General features: G+C 45.4%; 19 protein-coding genes. 11 read left to right on the forward strand and 8 right to left on the reverse strand.

The window, feature by feature from the left end; genetic code table 11:
• Nucleotides 1-17 precede the first annotated feature (17 nt).
• The gene (locus FYJ59_RS07450) at nucleotides 18-593 is read left to right on the forward strand and encodes a DUF4352 domain-containing protein (RefSeq protein ID WP_154496188.1); all 576 of its coding nucleotides are present in this window, start codon (nucleotides 18-20) and stop codon (nucleotides 591-593) included.
• A gap of 303 nt (nucleotides 594-896) precedes the next feature.
• The gene (locus FYJ59_RS07455; RefSeq protein ID WP_022153096.1) at nucleotides 897-1,361 is read left to right on the forward strand and encodes an Hsp20/alpha crystallin family protein; all 465 of its coding nucleotides are present in this window, start codon (nucleotides 897-899) and stop codon (nucleotides 1,359-1,361) included.
• 59 nt (nucleotides 1,362-1,420) lie between these two features.
• Here the strand turns inward: FYJ59_RS07455 and FYJ59_RS07460 are convergent, their stop codons facing one another.
• The 3 genes from FYJ59_RS07460 to FYJ59_RS07470 are packed head-to-tail and all read right to left on the reverse strand — an operon-like array spanning nucleotide 1,421 to nucleotide 3,950.
• Nucleotides 1,421-2,083, reverse strand: a complete 663-nt coding sequence (locus tag FYJ59_RS07460; protein ID WP_154496189.1) for a PilZ domain-containing protein — start codon at nucleotides 2,081-2,083, stop codon at nucleotides 1,421-1,423.
• A gap of 35 nt (nucleotides 2,084-2,118) precedes the next feature.
• Complete coding sequence (locus FYJ59_RS07465; protein WP_154496190.1) at nucleotides 2,119-3,486, reverse strand: putative ABC transporter permease; 1,368 nt, start codon at nucleotides 3,484-3,486, stop codon at nucleotides 2,119-2,121.
• Nucleotides 3,483-3,950, reverse strand: a complete 468-nt coding sequence (locus FYJ59_RS07470) for a hypothetical protein (RefSeq protein ID WP_154496192.1) — start codon at nucleotides 3,948-3,950, stop codon at nucleotides 3,483-3,485. The genes FYJ59_RS07465 and FYJ59_RS07470 overlap by 4 nt, the downstream gene beginning before the upstream one ends.
• A gap of 212 nt (nucleotides 3,951-4,162) precedes the next feature.
• Between FYJ59_RS07470 and FYJ59_RS07475 the strand changes: the two genes are divergently transcribed.
• Together FYJ59_RS07475 and FYJ59_RS07480 are read left to right on the forward strand one after the other, a co-directional pair.
• On the forward strand, nucleotides 4,163-5,188 hold the full coding sequence (locus tag FYJ59_RS07475) for an ABC transporter substrate-binding protein (RefSeq protein ID WP_205839486.1): 1,026 nt from the start codon (nucleotides 4,163-4,165) through the stop codon (nucleotides 5,186-5,188).
• 16 nt (nucleotides 5,189-5,204) lie between these two features.
• Nucleotides 5,205-6,485, forward strand: coding sequence for a GGDEF domain-containing protein (locus FYJ59_RS07480; protein WP_154496196.1), 1,281 nt, complete (start codon nucleotides 5,205-5,207; stop codon nucleotides 6,483-6,485).
• An 11-nt stretch (nucleotides 6,486-6,496) separates the two neighbouring features.
• Here FYJ59_RS07480 and FYJ59_RS07485 read toward each other — a convergent pair whose 3' ends face one another.
• Entirely contained in the window at nucleotides 6,497-7,897 is a 1,401-nt protein-coding gene (locus FYJ59_RS07485; RefSeq protein ID WP_154496198.1) for a heparinase II/III domain-containing protein, read from the reverse strand.
• 20 nt (nucleotides 7,898-7,917) lie between these two features.
• Here FYJ59_RS07485 and FYJ59_RS07490 point away from each other — a divergent pair, with 20 nt between their 5' ends.
• Both FYJ59_RS07490 and FYJ59_RS07495 read left to right on the forward strand, forming a co-directional pair.
• Complete coding sequence (locus tag FYJ59_RS07490) at nucleotides 7,918-8,334, forward strand: DUF2264 C-terminal domain-containing protein (protein WP_328597218.1); 417 nt, start codon at nucleotides 7,918-7,920, stop codon at nucleotides 8,332-8,334.
• Nucleotides 8,335-8,499: 165 nt separating this feature from the next.
• Nucleotides 8,500-9,198, forward strand: coding sequence for an adaptor protein MecA (locus tag FYJ59_RS07495; protein WP_118545408.1), 699 nt, complete (start codon nucleotides 8,500-8,502; stop codon nucleotides 9,196-9,198).
• Here the strand turns inward: FYJ59_RS07495 and FYJ59_RS07500 are convergent.
• The 3 genes from FYJ59_RS07500 to FYJ59_RS07510 all read right to left on the reverse strand — a co-directional run bounded on the left by FYJ59_RS07500 (nucleotide 9,187) and on the right by FYJ59_RS07510 (nucleotide 13,270).
• On the reverse strand, nucleotides 9,187-10,086 hold the full coding sequence (locus FYJ59_RS07500; RefSeq protein ID WP_154496202.1) for an RluA family pseudouridine synthase: 900 nt from the start codon (nucleotides 10,084-10,086) through the stop codon (nucleotides 9,187-9,189). The two genes, FYJ59_RS07495 and FYJ59_RS07500, sit on opposite strands and share 12 nt — an antisense overlap.
• A 69-nt stretch (nucleotides 10,087-10,155) precedes the next feature.
• A complete protein-coding gene (locus tag FYJ59_RS07505) occupies nucleotides 10,156-11,718 on the reverse strand; it encodes an NAD(P)/FAD-dependent oxidoreductase (protein WP_154496204.1) in 1,563 nt (520 codons plus the stop codon).
• A 4-nt stretch (nucleotides 11,719-11,722) separates the two neighbouring features.
• Complete coding sequence (locus FYJ59_RS07510) at nucleotides 11,723-13,270, reverse strand: hypothetical protein (protein ID WP_154496206.1); 1,548 nt, start codon at nucleotides 13,268-13,270, stop codon at nucleotides 11,723-11,725.
• A 516-nt stretch (nucleotides 13,271-13,786) separates the two neighbouring features.
• Between FYJ59_RS07510 and FYJ59_RS07515 the strand changes: the two genes are divergently transcribed.
• From FYJ59_RS07515 to rhaD, 4 genes are all read left to right on the forward strand, one after another.
• The gene (locus FYJ59_RS07515; protein ID WP_118545412.1) at nucleotides 13,787-14,104 is read left to right on the forward strand and encodes an L-rhamnose mutarotase; all 318 of its coding nucleotides are present in this window, start codon (nucleotides 13,787-13,789) and stop codon (nucleotides 14,102-14,104) included.
• A 19-nt stretch (nucleotides 14,105-14,123) separates the two neighbouring features.
• Entirely contained in the window at nucleotides 14,124-15,533 is a 1,410-nt protein-coding gene (gene rhaB / locus FYJ59_RS07520; RefSeq protein ID WP_154496208.1) for a rhamnulokinase, read from the forward strand.
• Between the two features lie 33 nt (nucleotides 15,534-15,566).
• The gene (locus FYJ59_RS07525) at nucleotides 15,567-16,994 is read left to right on the forward strand and encodes an arabinose isomerase (RefSeq protein WP_154496210.1); all 1,428 of its coding nucleotides are present in this window, start codon (nucleotides 15,567-15,569) and stop codon (nucleotides 16,992-16,994) included.
• Between the two features lie 162 nt (nucleotides 16,995-17,156).
• Nucleotides 17,157-17,978: a rhamnulose-1-phosphate aldolase gene (rhaD, locus tag FYJ59_RS07530; protein WP_154496212.1), complete on the forward strand. Its 822-nt coding sequence runs from the start codon at nucleotides 17,157-17,159 to the stop codon at nucleotides 17,976-17,978.
• A 44-nt stretch (nucleotides 17,979-18,022) separates the two neighbouring features.
• Here the strand turns inward: rhaD and FYJ59_RS07535 are convergent, their stop codons facing one another.
• A complete protein-coding gene (locus tag FYJ59_RS07535) occupies nucleotides 18,023-19,003 on the reverse strand; it encodes an AraC family transcriptional regulator (protein ID WP_154496214.1) in 981 nt (326 codons plus the stop codon).
• A gap of 227 nt (nucleotides 19,004-19,230) precedes the next feature.
• Between FYJ59_RS07535 and FYJ59_RS07540 the strand changes: the two genes are divergently transcribed.
• Complete coding sequence (locus tag FYJ59_RS07540; RefSeq protein ID WP_154496216.1) at nucleotides 19,231-19,998, forward strand: hypothetical protein; 768 nt, start codon at nucleotides 19,231-19,233, stop codon at nucleotides 19,996-19,998.
• Nucleotides 19,999-20,010: the final 12 nt, after the last annotated feature.

Here is a 20,010-nt window from a genome sequence, read left to right on the forward strand (position 1 = left end):
AGAGGGAGAAAAGAAAAATGAAGAAATTTGCAGGAATTATGGTAGCAACTGTACTGGCTTTCAGCCTGGTAGCATGTGGTCCTGTGGACAGCGCTGTTCAGAACCTGGCAGGAGTAGTATCCAACAAGGACAGTGGTGTGGTAACCGCAGATGACGACGGATATGCAGAGGGACGTATCGGAGATGTAATGAGAACTTATTTCTTCGACTACACAGTAAACAGCGCGTATACCTGCAAGGAATTTGAAGGATATACACCTGCAGAGGGAAATAAGCTTCTGGTGGCAGAAATAACGGTTAAGAACACAGATCGTTCTACTGTTACCATGTATGATACCGATTTCCAGATCCAGTGGGGCGATGATGACGATGATGATGCTTTTGATGCACCGATTACCTATTATAATGATGCCGTAAGCGATGAACAGCTACCGGAAGAGTACGATCTGGGTGTTAACGAAGAGAGAACCGGTCTGTTGGTATTTGAAGTACCTGAGGATTCCAAGGATTACTCTATTTCTTATCTGGAGCAGTTCTCCAATGATACCGAGGGAGACGTGTTCTTCGTATATTTCACAGCAAAGGATAAGTAAGATCAATCATATTATTTATGAGAGTAAGGACCGAAGTACTGTGGATCACAGTGCTCCGGTCTTTTTTTGCTGTTTATTTTTAATTTATAATTATATAATTTTTCCTTAATTGACATACTGATATATAGGTGTTATAGTACAAATAGAACAAGGGAGAGGAAGGAAGATCAAGAGATTGAAAGAAGATCGAGATCAGAAATCCGGGACTGGTTCGGAAGTCCGATGGTGGTTACCGGAGGATGGAAAAGGTAAGAGGTATCGAAAGACACCGACATATGTTTAATAGAAAAGGAGAGATGACTTATGTTATTACCTAGCATTTTTGGAGAGAACTTATTTGATGACTTTTTTGATGATGTACCTTTCTTTGACAACAGAGCAGAGAATCAGATAGAGAAGAAACTGTATGGTAGACATGCTCACAACGTAATGAAGACCGATATCAAGGAGACCGATGATGGCTATGAGCTGATCGTTGATCTGCCCGGCTTCAAGAAGGATGAGATCAAGGTATCTCTGGAGGATGGTTATCTGACCATCGAGGCTGCCAAGGGTCTGGATGAGGATGAGCAGGAGAAGAAATCCGGCAAGTACATCCGCAAGGAACGTTATGCAGGTTCCTGCCAGCGTAGCTTCTATGTTGGTGACAATCTGACCCAGGAGGATATTAAGGGTGAGTTCAAACATGGTATTCTGACCCTGAATGTTCCTAAGAAGGAAGCAAAACCTGCAGTGGAGACCAATAAATACATCGCCATTGAGGGATAATCTCTGAATACAAAAACCGTTGCCCGTAAGGGCAGCGGTTTTTTGCGTTAGAGAGAAGTTCAGGTTAATTGCCGTTTTCGTAAGGCAGCCCGTTCTTTTTTTACGATATATTGTTCCAGCCCGGGAACCGGATTGCTGAGCCGGCAGCCGTAGAGAAACAGCCCGTTCTCTAATTCCTGCACACGTGCAACCAGTCCATACAGATGGAAATTAAAGTTCTCCGCAGTCTCCTCCAGATGATCATTCAGGACAGCGTGCACGGTCTGGTTGACACCCAGTTCCAGATCTTCCTTGCTGACTACAGCGAATCCGTTGCAGCTGATATCCTTGATAATAACATCGTGGGCAGCATGGTTTAGTCCACATTGAATGGCTGTTTCAATTCCCACATAACAGCGGTAACTTTGTCTGCGGTTGTAGGTTTTGCTTCCGGCGATGCTGAAGACAGTGTAACAGAGAGTTCCGTCGGCGCGTTTCACCACGTTGGTGGTGACATTTTTGAACAGCTGAGGCTTATCGTCCGGGAGAGTGACCAGCAGATCGACGAGCAGTCCTTTTCCCCGGAAAGAGATGATTTTATCATCAGTAAACACACCCTCAGCCAACAGTGTATGTCTGCGGGAATAGACTTCCAAAATGCGGGATTCAAATTGAAGCTCTTCGTTATTCAGATGAATGATAAAGCTAAGGGATAACCCTGAGGTCAAGTCATCAATCTGCATGGTTCGGTCAGTCTCCCATCGTTAATAAATCCAAATTAATCCACCATTTTCGCATTCGGATAGATGCGTTCCATTCGTGCGTCGGGATAATGGTCGTCCAGAAAACGCTGCAATCCGTTAAGCTCTGTGGTTTCCACAGAATAGGAGGCATCGTTACGTTCGGTGTATCTGGCAAGTGCCAGTGCGGAGATCAGCATGTTGACAATCATAAATACAACTAAAATATTACACATGATCGTCCCCATTTTTTTCGGAATCTTCTCAATCCAGTCGGACAGCTTCGGATAGATGAACTTCAGCCATACCACAGCGGCAATTCCCCAGAAGAAGCAGTACAACAGGTTGATACGACCGCCTAAGTTAAAGGCGAATCCACTGTAATCCCAGAAAATCGTGCCAAAGACCATTTCCGTGAAGACACTGCAGATATATTCATAGGCACCACCAAGCAATGTTCCTGCCAGGAAAATGGAACCGTCACTTTTATTCCGGTAGCGATAGAGCAGCAGAGTCAGAAAGGCACAACCCAGTCCCCATACGATACTGAAGGGCCCGTAGATCACACTGCTGCGGCTCATCCAGACCCCGGCTGTGATACGGCAGAAGATCGTCTCTGTGATATCACCTAAAAAGGCACCGATGAAAAAGAGGGAAAACAATTTATAAAAGCAACAACCCTCGGCGAAACCAGTGGCTTTTTTATGTTCAGCTCTGGCTTTTACCAGGGCATCCAGACTGATGGAAGGATAAGACTTCTGCAGACGCTTTTGCATATGCCTGGTCAGAGCATTTTCCAGGAAACGGGAAGTCTGTCCTAATCCTTCGGTGATCTGATCCAGCCGGGCGGTCTGCTTTTCTAATGCATAGTCCGCCCGGTGCTTCGCCTGTAGCTGTAAGCTTATCGTTGACAGGGCGGAACCGATGGTGTCTAACAGGAGCAGCCCTCCGAGGACTAACAGAAGTATTACGGAGAGAAGATGCGGAATGCGGTCAAACAGCCCGCACAGCAGCGGATCCGCAAACATCACGGTCACAACGCTTAATGCGCCCCACAGCAGGGAAAACGGCAGGCAGATATAACCGCCCACATTATAGCGGAAGCGGGAGTAATCCCACAGCTTTTTCTTATAGACTTTTTCAAAAAACATTCCCGTGGAATATTCCAAAAGAGAGGACAGTACAAAGCCGCCCAGGAACAGGAAGAACGGATATTCCGTCAGCTCCGGCAGGAAGATCTCGAACAGCATGGCACCGAAACCGTAGATCGGGCATAGGGGACCCGCTACGAATCCTCGGTTGACAAATTTCCGATGCTGCACCGCGGCAGAACATACCTCGATACACCATCCTATAAAAGAATAGAAGAAAAACAGCCAGAACAGGGATAACCAGGATATTGTCATAAGGGCACCTCTTTCGTGGAAAAATGTCGAACATTGTCTTGTTCCATCATATCACAACGGCATGATAGAAACCATGACAAAATTACAATGTTGGAAAAATGTACAAAATGGTGATAAAAACCGTTGGAAAAGTGTACGAAGCCATCGACATATTCTTCGGTAGGCTCTACACGGTAATTTCCCTGCCCTATCTGAACTAAGATCTCGGAAATCTCGGCGATATGATTTAACTCCTCCCATTCATTGCCTGTCAGACCGTTCTGCTGCAGACTTTCCCAGGCAATGTCACAATTCTTGTCCTCGTGTAATTCCTCCATATTGTTGTAATAGGTCTTATCTCCGGTGACGGCATAAGGCTGTACGGCAGCGGTCAGCGTTTTGGAACCCAGACGGTATTGGTTCATATACATGGTAGCTTCCAGCTGTTGAGAATTGATCCGGCTCAGATATAGATTGGATCCCACGAACAGGATCTCATGACGATACTGATGATCAGTATCCGATAGGTAGACCTTGTTAAAAAATATAATAAAAAAGCGTAAAATTATTATGAGAACCACCGGTGATGGCTTGCATCCTATACAGGATGATGGTACTATAAAATGTAAGAGGCATGATTCGGAAAAGAGAAAATAACGGTAAAAATAACGATAAATATAGAACCAGGGGCGATTACATGAAAAAAAGAATAGTTGCCGTGACTTGTGTGCTGATGTTTTGTCTGGGGTTGATCGGATGTGGGACTGAACGAGCCGACAAAACGCAGCAACTGATCCGGGGTGCGGCACCAGGGTATAATGACGGTCTCATCCGGGTGGGGATGATCCAGACGGGAAAAGAGTCTGACTGGAGAGATGCCAATACCAATGATTATCTGAATACTTTCACCAAAGAAAGAGGCTACGATCTGATCTATATCGACGGCAATTCCAGTTCGGAGCGCCAGGTAAAAGCCATGTACGATCTGATCCAGCAGAAAGTAGATTATATTATCCTGCAGCCCATCGTGGAGACCGGATGGGAGGATGCCATACATGCCGCAAAGGAAGCTGGGATACCGGTCATCGTAGCGGATCGTAAAATCGCTGTGGATGAAACGGAATACGTGTCCTGGATCGGTTCGGATTTTGAAGAGGAAGGCCGGAAAGCTGTAACGTGGCTGGATCAGTATTTAACAGAGCAGGGACGGGAAAACGAGACAATCCACATTGTCCTGCTGGAAGGAACTGAAGGAGCTACCGCTGCCATCGGAAGAACGAACGGTATTTTACATGGAGTGGAGGAACATCCGAACTGGACTATCGTAGACAGGGGATGTGCCAATTTCACTCAGGGAGAAGGCCAGACCTATATGGAAAATCTGCTCAGCAAAGGAACGGTAAAGGATATTGATGTTATCATTTCGGAAAATGATAACATGATCTTTGGCGCCATGAAAGCACTGGACCGGAACGGCAAGAGCTATGGGCCTGAGGGAGACATCATTATGATCTCCTTTGACGCTTTGCACGAAAGCTTTGAAAATATGATTGCGGGGAAATTACATGCCACCGTGGAGTGTAATCCACTGTTGGCATCCACGGTGGAGACGGTCATAGAAGAACTGGAAGCCGGCAGAGAGGTGGACAAGATCTATAACACTGAGGAAAACATCTATACCTATGAAAATGCAGCCGACTATATAGATCAGAGAAAGTACTGATTTCCGAGGATTAAGAATGAAAAAATCATTAAAGTATAAAATCGTTCTGGCTATTGTTATCATCGTATGCATTATGGACATGAGCTTCATATTTGTAAACTACGTCAATTATATGAATGTCAATCGGAATTACACAGATTCTCTGGCGCAGACTGTGGCGAATACCTGCAGACTGGTGGTAGACGGAGACAGCGTAACGGACTATCTGGACAACAGACGGAGAAATACGGCTTATTACGAGGTATGGAATAAACTCATTGACTATCGCAACACCAGTGAAAATGTATTGCAGATCAGCGTGGTCAATTTCAGGGATGGTGGAGGCTGTTATGTGTATGACACAGATCTGACAGAAAACGGAGCATTTTTAGGAGATATCCGCCCCTATGATGAGGTACAGAATGCTATAAAAGACGAGTTGATCGCATGTGAGAAAATAGAACCGTTAGAGTATAACGGAAGAAGCGATTACTACATTCCGCTGAATTCCTCATACAATATTCCGGTGGCTTATATTATCGTAGGAATTTCCACAGAAAATGTCAGAAGGGAGCAATTGACTTATTTAGGGTATATTACCAGCATTGTTACATCGATTACGGTGCTTTTCGGAGTCTTTATGATCTGGTTTATGCAGCACAATGTGCTGGGACCGTTAAATGCCATGTCCAAGGCGGCTTCCAGCTATTCTATTGCCATTTTGCGGGATGGTAAGGAATCTCCCATCAGCCGGATGAACATCAGAACCGGAGATGAACTGGAACGGCTGTGTGAATCCATGAAGAAAATGGAGCATGATATCATTGCGTCCAGTTCCCAGCTGGCTATTGCCGATTGGAACAGCAATCATGACAGCATGACGCAGCTCTACAACAAGAGACACTACAAAGAACAGTTAAAAGAACTGCAGAATGACTGTACCATCGGTGTAATTTATTTCGACATTGACAATTTGAAACGCATGAATGATACCTTCGGACATGAAAAAGGCGATGCTGTGATCCTGAAAGCAGCGGAATTTATCCGGAGGTATCTCACGGAGCAAGCAAGAGGATTCCGTATCGGCGGAGATGAATTTGTAATGCTGATCAGAGATTGTACGGAAGAAAAAGTACAGGAACTGGTAAGTACCATGCGTGGAGATGAGAAAGGAAATTTATCGGATGTAACAGCAGAGTTTTACTGCCGTCTTGCAATCGGCGGAGCCTTTCGCAAGACAGCAGAAACTCTGGAAGAAACCATAAAACGGGCAGATGATGAAATGTACAAGAATAAACATTCCGTGAGAAAAGCCTGAAATTTTAGGCTTTATTGAATAGTCAGCCGGAAGCCAGCATCGTTGCCCTTCAGCCGAATCCGGTACAGATCATGATCCCATGCCGTTTTCAAACGTGCGTCCGTGATCGGCAGCGTTTCTATGGCGAGCAGATCAGCCTCTTCGAAGGAGGCAGATGCTTCTCCGATGGAGAGTTTACCGTCAGAAAGAAAAACAGGTTTTTCATAAGTAATAAAATTAAGAATAACATCTTGCGCATTTGTGTGGTCTTCCAATACGACAGTGTTGGAAGGCTTTTTTAATGTCACCTTGCGGCTATAGGTTAGACCCGGTACAATGGCTCCTGCATCGGGATAGGCAGCGGCCAGTTCCATGGAGATAGAAGGTTCTGTCCCGGTCAACTCTGTGACGACATTTCCTGCACGATACTCTTCACCATCTTTCTGATCTGTACCGCAGATCGCAGGCAGATTATGGTAGCCGGACTGCATGGTCCAGATCTCGTAACGTCTGGGGGAGAAGGTCTTCTGCGTGTAGGTCTCCACACCGATATCTACGAGGATAGGGTGCCCGTTTTTGTATAACGTGACGCTTCCTGTGTCGTTGTGATTGTGGCTATCAGCGTTGTCACCGGCTTTTACCGCCAGATGCATTGTAGCGGAATGAACGAGGAACAGTCCGACACTGGGGTAATAGACATCCCGGTGAGGAAGGGTAGCGGAAGTATCCCGGTGCATCAGCTCTTCATAATAGAATACGGTCTGCATCCGATAGAACAGATTCTCACCATTTACTTCATCGGTAATAAGTTGCCCCTGACCTGCTTGGAAATCCTTCGCGGCGAATAGGCACAGATCCTCCTGTCCGGTAGCTCTGCCGAAGAGATATTCCCGTACTCCGGCGCGACCGGCGATGGGAGAGCAGTCGGCAAAGTTAAAATAGTATTTATCATCTACGTGAACATTTAAAATATATGCCGCAATATTTTTTACTTTATCCCACTGAAACAGTGAGGCAAAATGTCCGCCCGTAACGGTGTTAGGCACTGTCATGGCACCGTAGAGGCACAGCCCTGCATGGCGGTAATACTGGGCACCCTCCTCACAGCAACCGTCGTTGCCGTAATCCTTGAGAAAATAATCACAGCTTTCAGCAGTTTTATGTAGAATCGCCTGTAATGCGACAACTGTGTCGGACGTATTTTCCGGCAGGAACAGCGGAGCATCCCCGGTAAAGGCATGCACCGGAGCGGCCAGCTTGGAGGACATCTCTTCACTCCAGGGCATCAGGAACGTGGTCAGCAGCACATTCTGCGTGCACCATACGGTCCAGTTGCACATAGGCTCATCGTCATGTCCCATCCACCAGAAATGTGCGGTCAGATACGGCAACAGAATTCTGCGTTTCAGGTTATCCTCAATGCAGGTCAGCACAAAGGGGCTGACAGCATTGAATTCCTCCTCCAGTAGATAGGAGTCCCTATCCGGGTATCACGGTAGAGACCACGATCACTCCGGATGCAGAGGGACATACCAGAGTACATAAAATTACCAGTGAGATCGACTGTGTGGCATATGACTGCGGATTTGCAGTCAGCAGAGGGGATTTCAGAGAGATCGGCTTCGCGGAAAAAGTGGATGGTGTATCCGCTCTGGCAAGCAATGAATTCTGCAGCTGCATGGTTAGTGCGATAGTAGACGAAAATGTGCAGGTCAACGAGCTGGCAGACAAGCCGCCTGTGGGTCACATGATCACCGTTGACCCCAACACGAACCTGCTCTACACCAAGACCAAAATCCCTGCGGTGAAATACCACATCCACAAGGGGACACAGGAAATCGTCACTAGAGTGGATGCGGAAGTCATTTAAAGTTTTAAATGAGTTTTAAAAATTTTGTGCATAGTGTAACCTTCTGGTTCATAAGCTTCACAAAAGCTAGTTGTCAGAATGACTTTATAGTGTTTTCATAATTCGTACAGTGGAAATCACAACATTTTTATGCTATCATACATATATCAGTAAGAGGTGATAGCTATGAAAATAGAAAGAATTGATGACAAGACCGTAAAGTGCTTCCTGTCCAACGAAGAGCTGGAAGAGTACGATATTGATTATAAAGATTTTGTGACCCGCAGTGACAAAGCCAAAGAAGTAGTACAGGAGATCATCGAGCAGGCAGAGGAAGAGGTGGGCTACAAGCCGCCGAAGTATGCATTTGACCTGCAGATCATGATGCTGCCGGATGAGGGACTGGTACTGGTACTTTCCGAGAAAGAGCCGCTGGAGAATAAGAGCGGTGCACAGCTGTTGCAGGCTTTGCAGGAGATGAAGCGAGTCTTCGAGGAGAAAAAGGCAGAGATCGGTGCGGCGGAGAAAAAAGCGCAGGCAGGAGAAAACGCCGGAGAATCCGGCAAAAAGAATAAAAAGGCAGCGGAGGCACAGAAACCTCAGTTTGCAATTTTTGCGTTCCGCAATATCGGCAGAGTCATTGAATATGCAGCAGTATTGCCTACAAACTTACGCATCGACAGTACTCTGTATCGAATGGAAGATGGTACCTGTTATGCTTATGTACGAAAAGGCGGCGCTTCCTATGAACGTTACAGCAGAGCATGTATCCAGGCCATGGAGTTCGCAGCCTTATATGCCGCGGATGAGCAGAAGCTACGATACTTGGAAGAGCACGGTGAATGCCTGATCCGGGAAAAAGCGTTGAAAAAACTACGGGTATAATACCGCTGCCATATCCTCCGGCAGAGGTGCTGTGAACTGCATTTTCTCCCCGGTGATGGGATGGACAAAGGACAGCTTCCAGGCATGCAGCGCCTGTCGCTGTATCTGTTCCATATCCGCGTTGTACAGATAATCTCCGATCAAGGGATAGCCCAGGTATTTCATATGAATCCGTATCTGATGGGTACGGCCGGTCTCTAAGATGAGAGAGACCAGGCTGTGCCCATTTTTTTCGTCCAGTACCCTGTAATGCGTAACCGCAGATTCCCCGTTTTCAAAATCCACCGTCCGTTCAATGATAGAGCCTTCCTTGCGCCCTAAGGGTGCGGTGATGGTTCCCTCTAAGGGACATACCGAGCCTTTTGTAATGGCAAGATATTCCCTCGTGATTCCGGAAGTCGCTTTATTGGCAATCATGGCAGACAGCATCCCGGCGCTGACATAATGCTTCGCCACGATGGTCAGTCCGGAAGTATCCCGGTCCAGGCGGTTGATGCAGCGGAAGACGAAAGGACAGTTCTGCTGTTCAAAATAGTACGCGAGGGCATTCGCCAGGGAATTGTAATAATTGTTCATGGAAGGGTGGATCGGCATTCCCGCAGGCTTGTTGATCACCATAAGGTCCGCATCCTCGTAGACAATATTTAACGGCAGATTTACCGGGGGAATCTTCTCAGAAGAATGATTTTCCCGGATATGCAGTGTCAGGGTATCGCCGGGCTGCAGTATATGATTCATAAAGCAGGGAATCCCGTTTGCCAGTACAGCGGAGGGGTCTTTTTTTAACTGCACCAGATTCTGTGAGGAGAAGCCCTTCTGCTTCAGAAAATAGCTGACCGGCAGAGGTGTTATGAGATTTTCTGTTGTATAAATAAGCGTTCGTTCCATAGAAAATTCACTATTGGGCAAAGAATCCCAGTGTGAGTCGCTCGAAAGAGTTTCTTCACAAAATAAAAGTTAGTCAGCTTTTTGTGTTTCATGATATCCATTTTCGGTATTTACAGCCCAAATATTATCTTTATTAAGGATTCCTGATTTGATATTTTTGACAGCTTCAAAAGAAGTACACATCGAATGATCAATGTTATTATATCGATGTTGTCCATTTCGACCGACACAATATAAATTGGGAATTGTTTTTAAATAATTTACAAGAGTGTCAATTTCGTCGTAGGTATCAAAGTATGCAGGATAAGCTTTTTTGACTCTTTCTACATGGGAGTCAATGACATCATCAAAAGAAGTGATCAATCCTAAAGAAATCATTTCTTTAATAGCAAATGCTGAAAAATCAGCATCCTGCATTGTCCAAAATTCATCACCTTCCTGAACAAAGTATTCCAACCCTAACCAAACAGTATGATTCAGATCTTTTACCATATAAGGGGACCAGTTATTGTAAATCTGGAACCTTCCCATTTTGACTTTCCTATCCTGTACATATACCCAGCAATCGGGGACGATATCTCCGATCGTTTTGATATTTGTCTTGTTTTTAAGATTCAATTTTTTAACAAGGACACCCAAAGTCATGTAATCGCGATATGGAAGTCCTTTTGCAATGTGCAATTCCTTTTCGGGAACATCGTTCATACCGGTAACAAGATCTTTCAAGGGCATGGAAGAAATGACAATATCGCTGCTCAGGTCATATGCAACACCATTTTTTATGTAGGTGACACCTGTGATTTTGTTGTTCTCATCTTTATGGATTTTGGTTACCTGAGAATTTAAAAAGAGTTGTCCACCTCTTTTTTTAATTTCTTCGGCAGTTACTTCCCAAAGCTGTCCAGGACCGAGTTTCGGATAACTGAATTCTTCAATAAGTGAAGTCTCGACTTTACGTTTCTTTTTCTTAAAGATTTTACCGAAAATATCGCGAATGACAGCTGAAATAGATAGTCCTTTTACACGTTGACTTCCCCAGGAAGCATCAATCTCACTGGGATGTCTTCCCCAAAGATTCTCCGTGTAGTATTCAAAAAACATACTGTACAATTTGCGACCGAACCGGTTGATATAGAAGTTCTCCAAATTGTTTTCCGGAAGTTTGTGGAGCATGGCAGCTAAATAACTGAAGCCGCATTTTAAAGTATTTGAAATACCCATATTTGTGAAAGTTTCCTTTTTCATGGATATGGGATAATCGTAGAATTTATCCATAAACAATATTCTGGATACTCGGTGGCGCCGTAGCATAACCCGGTCATTTTTTTCCGGATTGGGACCGTTCGGTTCTACGTAAATATCTCTGCCGAGAAGCAGATCATCCATGGGTTTTGCTCCTTGTGTGGGAAGCATCTTTTCCCACCAGGAATTGACTTCCGGCACTTTGGAGAAAAATCTGTGCCCGCCCATATCCATTCGGTTGCCTTTATATTCTACGGTTTTAGAAATTCCTCCAACACAGTTGTTTTCTTCTAAAATAATGACTTCATATTGCCCTTGGTCGCAGAGCAATTCATAGGCAGCAGTGAGACCTGCTGGCCCGGCACCTATAATAATTACTTTTTTAGACATATTTCTATTCTTCCTTTTTATGCATTGTAACTGTGATGATTAACGGGGCAACTAAAAATGTAACATAAAAGAATCTGGAATCGGGTCCGGTCAGCAAAAGCATTGTACCAAAATCATATAAAAAAATGGGAAGAACAAAAAATGTTTTTTTCCAGGAAATCCATGATTTAAAATGCATTCTGCTCAGCGTTATAAAAAGCATTACCAGTAAGGTGATTCCGTAAGTTCTAAGGTATTTAAATACCGTCGTATCAATAAATCTTGTATAGGCATAAATAAAATCCAGCAGACTCTGATTGTGGGTAGGTGGGTAGTGGATCTCATAAAGGCTACTATCCGCAATATAGGGTTGTACATCACCCTTCAACCCGGTTTCAAATCCATATACAATATCTGTCAAAGCAAATGCTGCCTGTAGAGAAGCATTGGGGGAAAGATGAAAGCATTTAAACATAAGTTTTAACATTCCTAAAAGGCCTTCCTCTTCAACAATAGAAGTATTTATGCCGGACCACTTTATGGAATTAAAATTTCCGCAATTATAATTATTGGCCCATTGTTCGGGAGAGGCCATTGTGTAGACAAAATCAGATAACTTATCATCCATTAAATAAGGGGTTTCTTTTGCAACGTTACCAATTACTGTAAGCGGCAGGCCGGTTGTTTCAATGACACGTTGATCCGGTTTTTCTACATTCAAGATGTGATAAATCGGAATCTTAATAATAAACAGTGAAACACAGGAAAAAAGAAGGATTTTAATCCAGCTTTTTTTGTCAATCCAAAAGAAAAGAGCAACCAACAGCGTTGCTGTGAATAAAATCGCGTTGTGTCGAAAAACGGTAGTGCTGGAAATAAATACTCCGAGTAAAAGCAATTTCCAGTTCTTTGAAGGGACTTTTTCTTTTAATGCCAGTTGTACAGAAAGAATTGTACACAGCAAAGCACCCATACCAAAAGCAACATCTTTCCATGGAAACAGTAAAATAACACAGGTATAAGGATTCATAACAATATAAACCACTGAAAAAAAGGCTGCCTTGATATTCCACAGTTCACAGATGGTCAATGCCATATATCCTATCAAAAGCGAAAAATAGAGGATTTGCAATAAAATGATTGCAGAAGGTTTTCCAAACAATTTTAGTGGTAGAGTAAAAAACAGCAAAGTATGCCATACAGGATGCCAATCATTATAATTACCGGTGATTGCCTGTGTATATTGGTTAATGGAATCCTCTGAAAAAGCCCCGGGATAATAAGCAATAAACCAAATCATTAAAAACAAAAAAGTCAGGACAGAAACAAGAGCAAAAGTCAGGATTTTTTTATTCCGGGATAGGACTTGTCCATGAAAGCCTTCCATTTGGTTTAATTTTTTTGATATAGGCAGAAATAAAAAATAGAAAAAACACAGCACAAAAAAAAAGAATAAAACGTTAAGTGAAGCCTTCTGCGTGATATATAAATAGAAATAAAACAGGCAGACAATACCGGTATATATAGCAGTTAAAAATGATGCTACATCTAACTTTTTCCACAAATATTTCACAAAACATCCCCCCAATAAAGTTATCTTATTACTATAAAGTATTCTGCCATAAAAGCGTTTTTTTTTCAAGCATTGTGTTCTAAATATGTATGCCCAAAGTCATATGTGGGCAGTAAAAATTACAACATTTTATGCTATCATGCATATAACTGTAACTAGTGGTACAAGAGATCATTGAACAGGTAGAGAAGATCCGGAAACCTTCGCCATATCTTCCGATAACAGCGCAGTGAACTGCATTTTCTCCCTGGTGATGGGATGATAAAATGACAGTTCCCACGCATGCAGCGTCTGACCAGCAGGGGGTATGAGATTTTTCGTTGTATAAGTAAGTGTTCGTTCCATGGAAACCATTATACCTTATTCGGGCAAAATCGGACAGTGCCCGGAGCAAATAATGTCATTTCGGAACCGGAATCCACAGGCTACAATAAATACAGAATCAGCGGAAATGGGCGGTCTGTCCATCTGCGCATAGGAAACGCTTGAAATACGAAGAAAGGTAAGGTGGCGACTATGGAAAAATACGCATGGCGGGGAAAAATTGTACCGGGAATGCAGGAGGAATATAAGAAAAGACATGACAATATCTGGCCGGAGATGAAGGAAGTCCTGGCAGATGCGGGAATCGTGAATTACTCCATCTGGATGCAGGGCGAGGAACTGTTCGGATACTATGAATGTGAAAAAGGCGTAGAGTACGCTGCAAAAGTACAGGCGGAGAGCAGCGTGGTGAAAAAATGGGATGAATATATGAAGGACATTCTGATCATGGAGAAGGATCCTGTCACAGGAGCACAGCCACTTTTAACCCAGGTATTCAGTTTCAGATAAGGGAGGCTGTGGATAGCTTATGGGAAAATATTATCTGGCTGTGGATATCGGTGCTTCCAGCGGACGACATATCCTGGGGCATTTAGAAAACGGAAAAATAAAGTTAGAAGAGATCTACCGTTTCGAGAACGGCATGGATCATAAGGACGGAAAGCTTCTGTGGAATGTGGACCGGCTGTTCGGTGAGATCGTCGCCGGAATGAGAAAATGTAAAGAGCTGGGAAAGATCCCGGTGAGCATGGCAATCGACACCTGGGCAGTGGATTATGTGTTGTTGGATGAGCAGGATCGCATCCTGGGAGATACTTACGGTTACCGCGATCACCGCACGGACGGCATGGACGCAGAAGTGGCAAAGATTTTGCCGGAGACAGAGCTGTATGCAAAAACAGGCATTCAGAAGCAGATTTTTAATACGATTTATCAGCTGATGGCGGTAAAGGAGAAAGAACCGGAGCTTTTACAACGGGCGAAGACACTGCTCATGCTGCCGGATTATTTCGGATTCCGTCTGACGGGAAACAAATTATCGGAGTATACCAACGGTTCCACCACACAGCTGGTGAATCCCAACACTTTCCAGTGGGATACGGATCTGATCCGGAAGCTTGGCTACCCGGAGGATATTTTCCTGCCACTTAAGATGCCCGGAACAAAAGTAGGGCAGTTGCTTCCGGAGATCCAGAAGGAAGTTGGTTTCAATCTGGAAGTGGTATTGTGCGGAAGCCATGACACGGCATCGGCGGTAATGGCAGTACCTCAGACAGAAGGGGACGGCATCTACATCAGTTCGGGAACCTGGTCTCTCATGGGAATTGAGTCATTAAAACCCATTATCAACGAAGAGGCGGCAGCAGCCAACTTTACCAATGAGGGTGGTTATGACCATCGGTTCCGTTTTCTGAAAAATATCATGGGATTGTGGATGATCCAGTCCGTAAGACATGAGTATAAGGACGCTTACTCTTTTGCGCAGCTGTGCGATATGGCAGAGGAAAGCAAGAATTTTCTTTCCAGAGTGGATGTGAACGATCCAAGCTTCCTCTCTCCGGACAGTATGGTGGAAGCCATAAAGCAGTACTGTCAGAAGACGGGACAGCCGGTACCGGAGTCTGTAGGAGAACTGGCATCTGTGGTATACCGCAGCCTGGCGCAGTCTTACGGAGAAACGGTAAGCAGTCTGGAGAAGATCGCAGGCAGAACCTACGACAGCATCCACATCATCGGCGGCGGTTCTAATGCCGCATATCTGAATCAACTGACCGCGGATGCCACGGGCAAAACCGTATATGCAGGTCCCGGTGAGGCAACCGCTATCGGTAACCTCTTGGCACAGATGATCCATGCGGAAGAACTGGCGGACCTGAAGAGTGCCAGAAAATGTGTCCGGGAATCTTTTGAGATTAGGACATTCGATCCGGAAAAATAAAAATATAACCTTAGAAAAAGGAGGAAATCATAAATGTTAGTAAACACAAAGGCAAAGATCGGTGTATTTTCCATCGCTTTGGGAGCATATCTGCCCCAGTTTCCCCAGCTGGTGCCCAATTTCGAGGCACAGTATGAGGATTTTAAGAAGACAATTCCCAATACCGTAGAGATCATTGACGGCGGCATGGTGACCACCAAGGAACAGGCCATGGCAGCCGGTGATAAGTTCCGTGCAGCGGATGTGGATCTGGTATTTTTACAGCTGCTGACCTATGCGACTTCCTATAATGTACTTCCTGCCATCCGTGATCTGGATGTTCCCGTGGTATGTATCAATGTGCAGAAGAAGCTGGCTCCGGACTATGCGAACACCGACATTCCCATCTGGCTGGGTGATCTGTATGCCTGCGGTGCCGTAGGTGAGGCTGTGGCAGACTTGGAGCGTGCCGGTAAGAGACATGCCGTGATCACCGGTGTTGTAGAAGGCGGTGATCCTGAGGTGGCAGCACAGATCGCCGACTGGTGTAAGGCAGCACAGGTGCGCAGACGTTTCCGTCAGACCAACATTGCCCAGATCGGACGCCCCTATCCCGGTATGATGGATCTCTATATCGATGAGACCAACCTTTACAACAGGATGGGACTGTATACCAAACAGTTCGACTGGGAAGACATGTGGGCTATCGCGGATGATATTACCGATACCGAAGCTATCAAGGCAAAGGCACAGGATATCATCGATACCTTCGAAGTAGAAGGCGGCGCTACCGCAGAGGATGAAGATATTATGGATATGGCAAAGCATGTGCTTGCATTCGAGCAATGGGCAAAGGATGAGGATCTGAGCATGATCGCTTCCCACTATGCAGGTAAGGCACAGGGTGTAGCCGGCAAACTGGATTCCATGCTGATCCCCGCATTTTCCATGCTGATCAAGCAGGGTACTGCATGTGCGGTAGAAGGTGACATGAAGGTCGCCATGGCAATGTCCATTCTGAAGACCATTTCCGGCATGGGACAGTTGTCCGAGATGTATTCCATTGATTTTAACGAAGACATCTGTATCATTGGCCATTCCGGATCCGGCGATGCGGACATCTCGCTGGCACATAAGCCTACCATGAAGATCGTAAAGGTATTTCACGGCAAAGTAGGCGGCGGCTATCTGACACAGTTCTATCCTCCGGTAGGCCCTGTAACGTACCTGGCTATCACACAGGATAAGGATGGCAACTTCAAGTTCGTAGTGGCAGAGGGCGAGAACCAGCCCGGACCGATTTTCACCTTTGGCGACACCAACATGCGTACCAAGTTCTCGATCCCCTGCAGAGAGTTCGTGAACCGCTGGAGCGAGGCAGGCCCTACCCATCATATGGCAGCGGCAGCCGGAAGGCATATTGATACGATTTTAAAGGTTGCTAAAATATTGAACGTACCGGTAGATGTGATCACACGGTAAGGGCACTTGTGTAAATATGACGCAGTAACCACAGGAGCGAAAAGCGAGCTCTGAAAGAGCAATTTTGTGAATGGGTTTCGGAATAGTTACGAATGTTTATGATTTAAAAACAATATGCCTGTGGGCGGGAGTCCGCAGGCAACGGAAAGGTTAGGTATTAATATGAAATTTTTAGATGCAGAATTTGTACAGGGATTTATCAGAATGGCAGATGACGGATGGCAGCAGGGATGGCACGAGCGTAACGGAGGTAACCTGTCCTACCGTGTGAAGCCGGAAGAGGTAGAGCTGGTAAAGGAGAACTTCGAGCCGAAGGAGTTCCAGCCCATCGGCACCACCGTACCCGCACTGGCAGGAGAGTACTTCCTGGTGACCGGCAGCGGCAAATATTTCCGCAATGTCAGCATCAAGCCGGAAGATTCCATCTGTATGATCGAGCTGGATGACAAGGGTGAGAATTACCGTATCGTATGGGGACTGGTAAACGGCGGCAGACCTACCTCTGAGCTTCCCAGCCACCTGATGAATCTGGAAGTGAAGAAGTTACAGGATCCGGATTATCGTGTGGTATATCATGCACATACCACTAATATCATCGCACTGACCTTCGTCCTGCCGCTGGAGGATAAGGTATTCACCAGAGAACTGTGGGAGATGGCAACCGAGTGTCCCGTAGTATTCCCGGATGGCGTGGGCGTAGTGCCCTGGATGGTACCGGGCGGCAGAGAGATCGCTGTGGCTACCTCCGAGCTGATGAAGAAATACGATCTGGCGATCTGGGCACATCACGGAACCTTCGCAGCAGGAAAAGATTTCGACCTGACTTTCGGTCTGATGCATACCGTAGAAAAATCTGCAGAGATCCTGGTGAAGATGCTGTCCATGCAGCAGGGCAAGAGACAGACCATTACTCCCGATGATTTCCGTCATCTGGCAAAGGATTTCGGTGTGACCCTTCCTGAAGAGTTCTTATATGAAAAATAACGATCCGAGGGAGACTCGAACCGTTATATTAGAAATGCCTGATGCTACCGGCGTGATTTTAACCGTGCCTCGTTTGGCGTCATGTCATACATTTTTTTGAACTGTTTGTAGAAAAAATTCTGATTCTCATAGCCCACGGACAGGGCAATCTCAGACACAGGCAGCGCCGTGTGGGAGAGCTGATTCATAGCGACCCGCATGCGCTGCTTTGTCTGTATTTCCTTGAAGGTGGTACTGGAATATTTTTTGATCATACGGCTCAGGGAGGATGGAGTATATCCAATCTGTGCCGCCAGCTCATGAAGCGTTCCGGTGTCGTAATGCTCTGCCAGGTACCTGCGTACTACCACCATCAGGACATTGCTCTGCTCATCCTTTTGGTCTAATAAAATATTTTCTGCATTGCTTAATATGTGCATGAACAGAAGAGCGAAAGTATGCTCCGAGAGCTTATGCCAGTTCTGAGGCTGCTGCAATAATAGAAATACGGCATTATGGATCAGATTCTGGATACAGGGATTGTCGGAGACCGTAAAGTACAGATACTGTCCGACACAGCTGTCACTTTCCAAAGCGTTGATGATAAAGTCAGCCAGAATGTTGTCCTTGTTGATCAATGTGAGGATATTCTGAAAATACGCCGGACGGATGATGATATTAATACCCAGATCTTCCTGCCCACACGCTATAACAGCGTGTTCGATATGTTGGTTCATGAATAACAGTTCTCCGGGGCGGAGGCGGATCTCTTCCTCATTTATGACATGCGTGACGGAACCGGAGAGACAATAGAAAATCTCCACATAGTCATGCTTATGCTTTGGAAAATCCACAAATCTGGTATGGCGCCGCAGCGTAATATCATCCTCGGAATGCTCTAAAAATTTATCGCTCTCCACCACAAAATCCTGTTTGCTGGTGTAGAGATTCTTCTGAACGGCAATGTCGCCGTCTAAGATCTGTTGTTCTTCCGGCGTGATATAGGCCGGATCCAGAAAACTGTTCTCGTACATATCAAAATACATTCCTTTCAGCAGCCTGCTGATGACGAACTGCAGGCAGGTCCTTCAACTGAGTTTATTTTACAGGAAAGCGACAAAAACCTCAAGATATGCAAATATGTAAAAAAGCGATTCCCGGATTGCGAGATTCTTTTTAGTGTTGTATGATGAATATAAATTCACCGGTTGCGGGGAAGGAATCAACATGAGTAAGTAGGGCGGGCAGCCCGGATCAAGGAGAGAATCCTATCATGGCAGATACGGAAGTAAAAAAGATCATTTGTAGTTCCTGCGGAGCGGAATTCGAGGATACCCTTCCAAAGTGTCCCTATTGCGGAAGCTTGAATTACAAGGGCGCCGAAGCGGAATATCTAGGGAAGCTGGAAAGCATGCGGCAGGATATGCAGCAGTTAGAGCAGGTACCGGAGAAGGAACTGAAGAAAAAACTGAAAAAGAAACAGAAATTTGTGATTAAGCTTCTGATCTTACTGGCGGCATTGGCAGCGATTCTTGCGGTAATTGTGTTCCGGGCGCAGTATATAGAACCCAGGGATGCCAGAGCGGATTATCTGTGGGAAAAAGAAAACTTCCCGGTTCTGGACCGGTTATACCGGGAGCAGGACTTCGAAGGACTGACAGATTTTTATGAACAGGCTGTCATAGAGGACAGAACGATCGACAGATGGGAGCATAGCGGTATTTTCACGAGGCTCATGAGTTGCAGGAATGCGAGAGAATATCTGGCGCTGGAACAGAGTGGAGAGACACTTCGCGACTATCAGGAGACACAGCTTTTAGATGATTACTGGATCCTGCGGGGACTGGAATACAGTAGAGGAATGTCGGAGGAAGACAAAGAGTATATCCGTCCCTATGTGGAAGCAACCCTGAATAGTCTGGCAGACCGCTATACGTTTACCGCGGAAGAAGAGAAAAAATTCGAGGATAGTCTGCGAAATAATTACGGTTATCCCAGATATGAGGATTGCAAAGAATACATTACGAAGTATAACGAATAGGAAAGGATCATA

This window comes from Waltera intestinalis, from assembly GCF_009695995.1.
In the GTDB taxonomy this organism is placed as follows: domain Bacteria; phylum Bacillota; class Clostridia; order Lachnospirales; family Lachnospiraceae; genus Acetatifactor; species Acetatifactor intestinalis.

What these genes read in the sequence shown, in the direction of transcription:
- rhaD (WP_154496212.1), top strand. Translation starts at nt 17,157, where the DNA reads ATGAAATTTTTAGATGCAGAATTTGTACAGGGATTTATCAGAATGGCA.
- FYJ59_RS07465 (WP_154496190.1), bottom strand. Translation starts at nt 3,486, where the DNA reads ATGACAATATCCTGGTTATCCCTGTTCTGGCTGTTTTTCTTCTATTCT.
- FYJ59_RS07475 (WP_205839486.1), top strand. Translation starts at nt 4,163, where the DNA reads ATGAAAAAAAGAATAGTTGCCGTGACTTGTGTGCTGATGTTTTGTCTG.
- rhaB (WP_154496208.1), top strand. Translation starts at nt 14,124, where the DNA reads ATGGGAAAATATTATCTGGCTGTGGATATCGGTGCTTCCAGCGGACGA.
- FYJ59_RS07450 (WP_154496188.1), top strand. Translation starts at nt 18, where the DNA reads ATGAAGAAATTTGCAGGAATTATGGTAGCAACTGTACTGGCTTTCAGC.
- FYJ59_RS07460 (WP_154496189.1), bottom strand. Translation starts at nt 2,083, where the DNA reads ATGCAGATTGATGACTTGACCTCAGGGTTATCCCTTAGCTTTATCATT.
- FYJ59_RS07455 (WP_022153096.1), top strand. Translation starts at nt 897, where the DNA reads ATGTTATTACCTAGCATTTTTGGAGAGAACTTATTTGATGACTTTTTT.
- FYJ59_RS07500 (WP_154496202.1), bottom strand. Translation starts at nt 10,086, where the DNA reads ATGGAACGAACGCTTATTTATACAACAGAAAATCTCATAACACCTCTG.
- FYJ59_RS07505 (WP_154496204.1), bottom strand. Translation starts at nt 11,718, where the DNA reads ATGTCTAAAAAAGTAATTATTATAGGTGCCGGGCCAGCAGGTCTCACT.
- FYJ59_RS07535 (WP_154496214.1), bottom strand. Translation starts at nt 19,003, where the DNA reads ATGTATTTTGATATGTACGAGAACAGTTTTCTGGATCCGGCCTATATC.
- FYJ59_RS07525 (WP_154496210.1), top strand. Translation starts at nt 15,567, where the DNA reads ATGTTAGTAAACACAAAGGCAAAGATCGGTGTATTTTCCATCGCTTTG.
- FYJ59_RS07540 (WP_154496216.1), top strand. Translation starts at nt 19,231, where the DNA reads ATGGCAGATACGGAAGTAAAAAAGATCATTTGTAGTTCCTGCGGAGCG.
- FYJ59_RS07480 (WP_154496196.1), top strand. Translation starts at nt 5,205, where the DNA reads ATGAAAAAATCATTAAAGTATAAAATCGTTCTGGCTATTGTTATCATC.
- FYJ59_RS07515 (WP_118545412.1), top strand. Translation starts at nt 13,787, where the DNA reads ATGGAAAAATACGCATGGCGGGGAAAAATTGTACCGGGAATGCAGGAG.
- FYJ59_RS07495 (WP_118545408.1), top strand. Translation starts at nt 8,500, where the DNA reads ATGAAAATAGAAAGAATTGATGACAAGACCGTAAAGTGCTTCCTGTCC.